The 5,159-nt window shown below is 51.0% G+C and carries 4 protein-coding genes; 2 read left to right on the plus strand and 2 right to left on the minus strand.

Features of this window, described 5'->3' with window-relative positions; genetic code table 11:
- Positions 1-49: 49 nt before the first annotated feature.
- Together fadJ and fadI are read right to left on the minus strand one after the other, a co-directional pair.
- Complete coding sequence (gene fadJ / locus ACRCZA_RS07175) at positions 50-2,170, minus strand: fatty acid oxidation complex subunit alpha FadJ (protein ID WP_438673769.1); 2,121 nt, start codon at positions 2,168-2,170, stop codon at positions 50-52.
- A 5-nt stretch (positions 2,171-2,175) separates the two neighbouring features.
- Positions 2,176-3,486 carry an acetyl-CoA C-acyltransferase FadI gene (gene fadI, locus ACRCZA_RS07180; protein ID WP_438673770.1) on the minus strand — a complete coding sequence of 437 codons (1,311 nt, stop codon included), beginning with the start codon at positions 3,484-3,486 and terminating at the stop codon, positions 2,176-2,178.
- 261 nt (positions 3,487-3,747) lie between these two features.
- Between fadI and ACRCZA_RS07185 the strand changes: the two genes are divergently transcribed.
- Positions 3,748-4,704 (plus strand): AAA family ATPase, encoded by a 957-nt coding sequence (locus tag ACRCZA_RS07185; RefSeq protein WP_438673771.1) that lies wholly within the window; start codon positions 3,748-3,750, stop codon positions 4,702-4,704.
- 24 nt (positions 4,705-4,728) lie between these two features.
- Positions 4,729-5,159: DUF58 domain-containing protein (locus tag ACRCZA_RS07190; RefSeq protein WP_438673772.1), on the plus strand; the 431-nt coding region annotated here is incomplete at its 3' end.

Here is a 5,159-nt window from a genome sequence, read left to right on the forward strand (position 1 = left end):
CGATGCCACTCCTTCGCGCAGGCCTAAATTGTGACTATCTCACTGGCCGTCAAAAGAACGACTCATTGGCCTCTGCCATGGCTTTTAAGCGTGCGCAAGGGGCAAATCTGTCACCAAATTGTCGCTGGTAGCCCTCAAGCATGTTCACAACCTTTGACGCACCGAGGCGGTCAATATAATGAAATGGGCCGCCAAGGAACGGCGGGAAACCAATCCCAAAAATCGCCCCAATATCACCATCTCTGGCCGAGGCGATAATGCCCTCATCTAAACAACGCACCGCTTCATTGAGCATTTGTACCACACAGCGCTCAGCAAGCGCCTTAGGATCTTTATCACTACCAGGCTTAATCCCCAGTACAGCATATACGCTTTGATCTACCGCTTTCGTTTGCTTGCTAGATTGGCCGTATTGATAAAAACCTTTCGCATTTTTACGGCCTTTACGGTCATCTTTTAACAGCTTGTCAAAAGCTGCCGGGGCTTTAAAACGCTCACCCAGTTCTTTTTCTAAAATCGGGGCAATCTTAGCGCCGACATCAATACCGACTTCATCTAATAAAGTTATTGGCCCCACTGGGAATCCAAATTTTACGAGCGCTTTATCAAGATGCTCAATACTTTGCCCTTCTAGCAATAATTGCGCGGCCTCATTCATATAAAGCGCAAGGATGCGGTTCACATAAAATCCTGCACCGTCTTTAACCACAATTGGCGTTTTACCCTGCTTGCGAGCAAAGGCCACTGTGGTTGCAATGGTTTCTGGTGAGGTTGTGGCGTGGGCGATGACTTCTACCAAGGGCATTTTTTCAACGGGGGAAAAATAATGCAAACCAATGACGTTTTGCGGACGCGTCGCCGCCTCGGCAATTTGGCTAATCGGTAACGACGACGTATTTGAGGCAAAAATAGTGTGTTCACTGCATTCGCGCTCAATATCTTTCACCATTTGATGTTTTAGGGCTAAATCTTCAAATACCGCTTCCACCACGATATCGGCATCCTTCACCCCGGTATACTCAGTGGTGGTGGTCATCAGCGCCATCAGATTGTCACGCACCGCAGGCGTCATATGGCGGCGTTTTACGCCTTTATCCAACAATTTATAGGCGTAGGCTAAAGCATTACTTAACCCCTTTTCATTAATGTCTTTTACCCGCACAGGGATTTTCGCCTTAGTGGTGGTCACCGAGGCGATACCGCCGCCCATAAGACCGCCACCGAGGATCACCGCTTTGGTGATTTTACGCGCCACAGCGCCCTCGGCTCCGCTTTCCTTCTTCATGTCAGTGGTTGCAAAGAAAATACTGCGCAGCGCTTGTGATTCCGGTGATACCACTAATTGTGCAAAATGGCTGGCTTCCACCTCCAACCCTTTTTGTATTCCCTTGGCGAAACCTTGTCGCACGCAGTCGATAATCTTCGCTGGCGCGGGATAGTTACCTTGGGTTTTCTGGGCGACTTGTTTCAAAGCTTGGTTGAAAATCAGATTTCGTCCTAGGCTTGTCCCTTCAAGCAACTGATTAAGCAGTGACTTTTTAACCGAGTGTCCAGCGCGTTTGCCCGCTAAAGCCATTTCAATGGCGGTCTGTAGCAAAATACTCTGCGGGACGACGTCGTTGACTAGGCCCATCTTTAAGGCTTGTTTAGGGCGAATTTGTTTGCCCGTCAGCATCATATCCAGCGCCGTGGTGATCCCCACGAGTCGCGGCAGGCGCTGAGTACCGCCGCCGCCCGGTAACAGCCCAAGCTGCACTTCCGGCACCCCTAGTACCGTTTTGCCATCATCACTACACACCCGCTGATGACAGGCTAATGCCAGCTCTAAGCCCCCACCTAAACAGGCACCATGAATGGCAGCAATCACCGGAATATTCAGGGACGCCAGTTCATTAAAAACAACATGTCCTTGCTGAGATAAGGCTTTGGCATCCTCCGCGGTGTTGCAGGCATCAAGCATCGAAATATCGGCGCCCGCCACAAAAGAATCCGCTTTACCCGAGATCAACACTAAGCCGCGGATCAGGGGATCGGCCTTAATCTGCGTGAGGAGCGTGCTAATTTCAGGGCCAAATTGGGCTTTGAGGGTGTTCATGGTTTCGCCAGGAACATCCATACTCAAAATCGCAATACCGTCATCACGGCGGGTTAGTTTAAAGGTGTTTTCCATGCCCATTACTCCACTTCTACTATCATTGCCGCCCCTAATCCCCCTGCTGCGCAGGCGGTGGCTAAGCCCGTGCCCCCTCCTCGGCGCTTCAGCTCGCGGCACACTTGGGTGATAAGCCTTGTGCCAGTGGCCGCAAAGGGATGTCCATAGGCCAAAGAGCCACCGAGTACGTTAAACTTGCTCATATCTATTTCACCAATCGCGCGGTTACGCCCCAGTTTTTCTTCAGCAAACTTTTTCGAGGCAAACATTTGCATATTGGCTAAGGTTTGCGCCGCAAAGGCTTCGTGCATTTCAATCAAAGTCAAATCGGCTAGCTCCATCCCCGCCCGTTTCAGTGCCAGTGGGGTGGCGTAAGAGGGACCCATTAACATATCTTGCCACACATCAATCGCGGTAAAAGCGTAGCTCTTGATATAACCAATGGGTTGATAACCTAAGGCTTTTGCCCTGCCTTCACTCATCAAGATAATGGCAGATGCCCCATCGGTCAGCGGCGTACTATTGGCCGCCGTCACGCTACCATGCTGTTTATCAAAGGCGGGGCGCAGCTTGGCATAGGATTCAAGCACGGAATTTTCGCGAATATTGTTATCGCGATCGATAAATTGCTTATAAGGCGGTACATGGGCGACCATCACTTCATCACGCAGGTGGCCTGCAGCCCAGGTTTGACTGGCTAAGGTATGGGAGCGATGGGCCAAGGCATCCTGATCGGCGCGGCTAATATGGTAGGTTTTGGCCATCTGCTCAGCGGTTTGCCCCATGGATAAACCGGTAGAATATTCCGCCACGGCTGGGGGCACTGGCAGCAAATCTTTAATGCCTAACCGCCTAAAAATTTGCAATTTCTGCCCAAAACTACGCGCTTTATTTAAATCAACTAAGGCATGAGCCAGTTTTTTTGACACGCCAATCGGCAATACAGAAGAAGAGTCAGCGCCGCCCGCAATGCCTATTTCAATGTTACCTGTCATGATGGATTCAGCCACGTTCACGGCGGATTGAAAGCTCGTTGCACAGGCACGGGTGACACTATAAGCATCGGTCGCGACATGCATGCCAGTGCCGAGGACAATTTCACGGGCGATATTAGGCGCCGCAGGCATTTGCACTACCTGGCCATAGACCAACTGCTCAATCAATTTGGGATCCAACTCTGAGCGCGCCAACAACTCATTCACCACCATCTTGCCCATATCGAGCGCAGAGACGCCGTGAAATGCGGTCGCTTGCTTGGCAAATGGGGTTCTTAAACCCCCCACAAACGCGATCCGCTCGCCTCTGGCATTCCTTACCTGCTGTCTATCACTCATTTGTCACCCTCTTTATGTGCGCTATCACTGAGAGATTTCAGTCGGCGCTATCGATTTAACCTGAATGACCTTATTCTTTATGGGATAAAAAGCTCAAGAACAGGTCTGACCATCAAAATGTGATCTGATTCTAACTTCTTGTCAGCAAGTTTTAAACACCTGTTTGTTTTTTTAACACTAGCCAAACCCTTAGGGAATTCTTTACCATATCCGTTGTCTATAGCCCAGACTGTCTTTAAACATCAGAAAACGAGTAACATCATGCCTTTGAGTCGCTTCCATGCACTACGCACTTACCTAAATAAGGTGGTATTAGGCCAGCCTGTTTTGACCGAAAATCTGCTGATTGCATTAATCGCCAATGGCCATTTATTAGTTGAAGGCCCGCCAGGACTGGCCAAGACTCGCGCCGTTAAAGCCCTGTGTGATGGGGTGGAAGGGGATTTTCACCGTATTCAATTTACCCCGGATCTGCTGCCCGCCGATTTAACCGGGACAGACATTTATCGCTCTCAAACGGGCAGCTTTGAGTTTGAAGCCGGGCCGATTTTCCACAACCTCATTCTGGCCGATGAAATCAACCGCGCGCCCGCGAAAGTCCAATCGGCATTGTTAGAGGCGATGGCCGAAGGCCAAGTCACCGTAGGGAAAACCAGCTATAAACTGCCTGCCTTGTTTTTAGTGATGGCAACCCAAAACCCCTTAGAAAACGAGGGCACCTATCCCCTGCCGGAGGCGCAACTCGACCGATTTTTAATGCATTTAAATCTGGATTACCCCAGTGGCGAGACTGAACTGGAGATCCTACGGCAATCCCGTAAAGAGGCTTTGACCCACGAGCTGCCGACCACAGAGCCAATCGCCCAAGCCGATATTTTTGCCGCCCGGGATGAGGCGATGGAAATCTACCTCGCTGAACCTCTTGAAAAATATATCGTTGAAATCGTTATGGCGACCCGCGAGTGCGCCCGTTACAGCGACGAGTTAGCGCAATGGCTTGAATACGGTGTAAGCCCCCGCGCCACCATATCGCTAGAGCGCTGCGCCCGCGCCCGTGCGTGGTTACACGAGCGAGACTTCGTGTCGCCGGAAGATATTCAAGCGGTGGCTCCAAATGTCCTGCGCCATCGCTTGTTACTTAGCTACCAAGCACAGGCTGAAGGCGTGAGTCGCGATCAGGTGATCGATCATATTTTGAGTCAAGTGGCAGTTCCTTAACTCTGAGGTAAAGGGTGAACGAGTATGATTGACACCGCGAAAGAGGCCCGCAGCGCCCCAGTACTGCCGCTGTTTGCCGATGGCTTACATTTAACTGAAAAAGAGTTGCTTGCATGCCAGACGATTGCCAAGGCAATGCCCGAGCGCAATAGCCGCGCCCGCGCCAACCTTGCAGGCCATCGCAGCAGTTTGATCAAAGGACGCGGCATGGAGTTTGCCGAAGTGCGCCACTATCAGCTGGGTGATGATGTGCGCACAATCGATTGGCGGGTAACCGCCCGCACCGGTCAAACCCACACCAAACTTTTTGTAGAAGAACGAGAGCGCCCGATATTACTGCTACTGGATCTCAGCCAAAGTCTGTATTTTGGATCGAGTCTGCTGCTGCAATCGGTGCAGGCGGGTCATCTGGCGAGCACACTCGGTTGGAATGCCATTCTCCACGGCGACAGGCT

The sequence above is a fragment of the Shewanella sp. genome (assembly GCF_051658185.1).
Lineage (GTDB): Bacteria > Pseudomonadota > Gammaproteobacteria > Enterobacterales > Shewanellaceae > Shewanella.